The organism is Mesotoga sp. UBA5825, from assembly GCF_002432955.1.
Taxonomy (GTDB): Bacteria; Thermotogota; Thermotogae; order Petrotogales; family Kosmotogaceae; genus Mesotoga.
Genome location: NZ_DJHG01000066.1, coordinates 8,420 through 12,840 on the forward strand (window position 1 = coordinate 8,420; position 4,421 = coordinate 12,840).

The following is a 4,421-nucleotide window of genomic DNA, read 5'->3' on the forward strand; positions in this document are numbered from 1 at the left end:
GTGTCGGTTCTGGATCTCATGCCTATCAGACGGCAACAACGATGATCAGGCTCGAAGAAGTTGTTCTGAAAGAAAAGCCGGATATGCTAATGGTCTATGGTGATACAAACGCGACCGTTGCAGGAGCGCTTGTCGGTTCCAAATTGAAGATTCCAATAGCTCANNAGATAAACAGGGTAGTTACCGACCACATCTCTTCACTTCTGTTCTGTCCGACAGAAAAAGCCGTCGATAATCTCGAGAGAGAAGGAATAATCAAAGGCGTACACTTCGTAGGCGATGTTATGTACGATCTTTTCATAAAGATGAGAGAGAGTCTCGATATAAGCAAGACTTTGTCCAATTACTCATTGGTCAGGGGAAGATATATTCTGGCAACGCTGCATCGCGATTTCAACACAGATGATAGAAAGAGACTCAAGAATATTCTTGAAGCCATGAATGAAGTAAGCAAAAAGATCAAAATCGTTTTGCCGCTTCATCCAAGAACAAGAAAGGCAATCTCTGTGAATGGTTATAAAGATCTGATAAAAAGCATCACGATTCTTGATCCACTTCCATATAGCGATATGATGTCATTGCTCATCGGTTCTAAGAAAGCAATCACTGACAGCGGTGGCCTCCAGAAAGAAGCTTACTTTGCCGGGGTTCCGGCCTTAGTGATGATGCCCGATACCGGATGGATAGAACTCGTCGAAGCTGGCTGGAATCTTCTAGTTGATGCTAATAAAGAACTGATCATTGATAAAGCTTTCAGTCACGAACCTCCGGCAAATGCACCGGAGAATCTTTATGGAGATGGAAGAGCGGGGGAAAAGATAGCAGAAAGTGTTGCAGGGTGTCCGTTACTGGGGGTACCTTAGGTCTACTGTAAGTCTCTGAAACGAGTTATCATACTACGCGTTTCTTGGTCTCGTGGAAGAAGTTCTTAAATGGCGAATTTTCTAATGTGAATTCGTTTATAACATGAATCTTATTTGTTTGTTCGGAAGGTGTATCAATGTCAAGCCGATTGATTGCTCTTGGTGTTCGAAACGGAGATTCCTTCTTTCTTGAAAGAGAAGGAAGGAGTGTTTTAGTAGATGGAGGAGAGAATCAGAAAGTTCTTTGCAGATTATTCAAGGGTGTTACCGGAGCGAGATATGTCGACTACCTTGTCTGCACCCATGCCGACGCCGATCATATCAATGGTTTGATTGGTTATCTAAAAGACTCAAATTTGAATTGTTCTGAACTCTGGCTTCCTAGTTACATAGGATACAGGATTGAAGATATTCTCGAAAGGCCTGAAGAGTCTTTGGCAGAGATTACAACAGAGCTGCGAAAAAGGATTTCTGACTTTCTTAAGGAAGAGGGTAGAATTGATTTTCGTACGTTCAATGAAGCAATTCTAGGAGATCATGAACGATCCGATGAGACAGAGAAAAAGGCGAGGGGTGTCCTTGCAGAGATGATTTCAAGTGACGACGTTAACGCAATTACGAAGTTTCTTGCCGAATCACTTAGCAAGACAGACTGCAAGTATTTTGAACTGTGGCCAAAAGCACCCTCAAAGAGAAGGCCATTCGAAGTATGGCTTCAGTTATATAGCGAGAACAAATATATAAGCCACCTAACGGTGAGAACAATATACAGCGTTGAAAATGAGTACATAAATCTATTCAAGAAAATGCGACAGTTAATTGTTGCCGCTTTGAAGAGGGGAGTCCGAATCCGCTTCTTCGAGTTCCACAAATGCTTGTCTTATGGCGGTGAGCCAGGTTTTCTGGAACCAGTAAACTCATTTGAAATAGTTGCTCTCTCCGCCCTAAAAAAACTAGGTGCAGGTTTCTCGTTACTTCAAATACTTGCTCTTTCAATTCAGAACGAGCAAAGTCTAGTCTTTATCTCTCCGCAAAACGAGAGTCTGCCTGCCGCGTTGTTCTGTGCTGATTCTGATCTGAAATTCTACCAACCCATTCGCTGGTCCAAAGGAATGGTTTCGACAGCTCCTCATCATGGGTCGGTTAGTAATGATCATGCCTACTGGAGATTTAAAGTCGAGAGTGGTGGGTNNTTGGTTGAGAACTCACCACAGAAGAGTAAATGAGCTTGCAAAGTTTCTTATCTCAGCGAATGGTCAGTTCATAGAGAGTACATATTGTACAGATAAGCAGCGGGTAAGCATAGAATTATGGTCTCACAAAGGTCAATGGAAGGTTATTCGAAGAACGGGCTTTCTCCATAAGTAACATATGCTCAGATAGGAGGCATATTTGCAGAATTCAAGATTGAGTTTTTTGAGTTCGCTGTTAAGAGCTGTGGATGCATGAGTTTCTGGTTTTGTGAATTTCACAAGCGCTGTGTTTCTCAGTGCCTAACCCAATTACGAAGACACTTGTATTGCTTCTGGCGATCATGATACTTTCAAATATATCATCAACACGCTATTTTGATATAGCTTTAACACGAGACTTCAAAAATGCCTAGAAGAGTTTGCATCAGATACAAGGATTTCGATCTTCTGAGAATTATCCCATTTCCGGCCGGGAGAGAACTGACTTCACCAGTATCTGTCGAGAGTAGGTCTTTATGATCGGAGATTACGATTGAAAGTTGGAAATTAGGCTCAGATGGTGGAGAGGAAGAGAATCTGCTTTGGCAATTCTGGCTCTCGTCTTTCTCTCTTATTCTCTCGTTCTCTCCGCGTTCAAATGAGATTTCTCGTCTCTTCAGGTACGGTACTCTTCTTGAAGATCGGAGTCTCGAAAGACAGTACCCAAATTCGGCAATTCAAAGCAAAGAAAGATCACATTGTTATTGACACCAAATCCGCAAACGTTGTTGAGGTATTCATTGTCGGCGCTGATTTTGATCCTAAGAAGTTCATGAGAAAGTGGGAGATGTTTGACTTACTGTATACTGTTGCTCCTATGGAGTATTTTGTGAATGGGAAGCTGAGTAAAGGATTCTTGAACCCAAAATATCGGGCGATCTATTCCGGGAAAGAGAGCCTTTTCAGGTTCAAGGCTAGAATAAATGACCAGGTTGGAATAATGGCTGCTTGGTATCCGGATGATAATATTGATGGTTCTAAGCAGAGATCTTTCATCTCGTTCTATGAGAATGGGGATTATCTGAGATTCATGGCTTGCGCACCTGTCGAGTATTATTATCATGACGGCTCCAAATCAGAAAGAAAACCAGCTTATAAATGGCAGCTAGAGAGATCACAGCAAAGAATGTCTTCTGCAGAGTATGATCACTGGAAATGCTACTTTGAAAGCCTTGAGAGTGAGAACAAAAACAATGGTATTCTTTCAGATGGTTTCTCTCTTGAAGCGGCCACTCATAAATGCATACTGGGATAAACTGTGGTTCTGTAGCTCTTACTGCTCTGGTTTTGGTTGTTGAGTTTTGCAAAGGATCTGTTTTTCACTTCTACAGCTGAAAGGCTAGCAAAGTCCATTGTTGCTTTTCCCTTCAGAAAGCAGCGCGTATTCGAACCGATGCTCCAGTTTTCTTATTGTCAAAGTTTTCAGAGTCCTGTCTCGAATAAGAAGCAGGAAGGGGCTTATTCCTTCCTGCCGTTAGGGTGTGTGTGTAGTACAGTTCCAAGTTTCATAAAACCACGTTGTCAGTCAACGGTTCGCCGTTCTCTGAAAGAGCCGCTATCCGCTTAAAGGCGATGAACCCGCTGGTCGCTCGAAGAACCGCTATCCGCTTAAGGGCGATGAACCCGCTGATCGCTGGAAGAGCCACTTGCTAGAAAACGCTTTTCGTTTAGAGGCGTTTCAAATACGCCGCTGAGAACGAAAAATGTGCATTATGTCAAAGATGCAGAACAAAGACATTCAAAACGTTGGTGTTCGCTTTTCTTAACTGGTTGGTGCTAGCCTAATCCTGGAGGTGAGCTTATGACCTATTCTTACGAAAAACTCGACGTCTACAAACTCAGCATGGCCTTCGCATTTGATATCTATCAGACTGTCTCTTCATTCCCTGAATATGAAAAGTTTGGTCTTTCTTCCCAGCTTAGAAGAGCCGTAATATCCGTTCCTTCAAATATCGCAGAAGGATCAGGAAGGCAACATAAAAAGGAATATGCCCAGTTTCTCTATCTCTCTAAAGGCTCCCTCAGGGAGGTCATAACACAGCTTGAATTGTCAAAGATGCTCGGTTACATAGATCAAGAGACTCATGAAAAACTTCGTGAAACAGCTGATAGACTCCACAGAATGCTGAACCGCCTAATTACCAGCCTGAAAGTCTCGCCCGACTGAGAAGTGTTCCCAAGCTCTTCGCTCTTGGCTCTTCCAAGCGGGTCCGTGCTCTACCCAGCGTACAGCGATCAGCGGCTCTTCCCAGCGGGTCCTTCATCATTCACCCGATCTCCTGGCATCCTGCTGTTCCCTCGCCCCTTTTCGGCTGTGGAAATACTT

4 protein-coding genes are annotated in these 4,421 nt (G+C 43.2%); all 4 read left to right on the top strand.

All coding sequences use genetic code 11. The features are described from left to right. Positions 1–863: UDP-N-acetyl glucosamine 2-epimerase (locus B3N33_RS06175; protein ID WP_292592542.1), on the top strand; the 863-nt coding region annotated here is incomplete at its 5' end. Positions 864–1,000: 137 nt separating this feature from the next. Continuing rightward, the gene (locus B3N33_RS06180; protein WP_292592544.1) at positions 1,001–2,089 is read left to right on the top strand and encodes an MBL fold metallo-hydrolase; all 1,089 of its coding nucleotides are present in this window, start codon (positions 1,001–1,003) and stop codon (positions 2,087–2,089) included. Between the two features lie 640 nt (positions 2,090–2,729). Next, the gene (locus B3N33_RS06185; RefSeq protein ID WP_292592545.1) at positions 2,730–3,350 is read left to right on the top strand and encodes a hypothetical protein; all 621 of its coding nucleotides are present in this window, start codon (positions 2,730–2,732) and stop codon (positions 3,348–3,350) included. 546 nt (positions 3,351–3,896) lie between these two features. Beyond that, a complete protein-coding gene (locus B3N33_RS06190) occupies positions 3,897–4,262 on the top strand; it encodes a four helix bundle protein (protein ID WP_292592547.1) in 366 nt (121 codons plus the stop codon). The last annotated feature ends 159 nt before the right edge of the window (positions 4,263–4,421 follow it).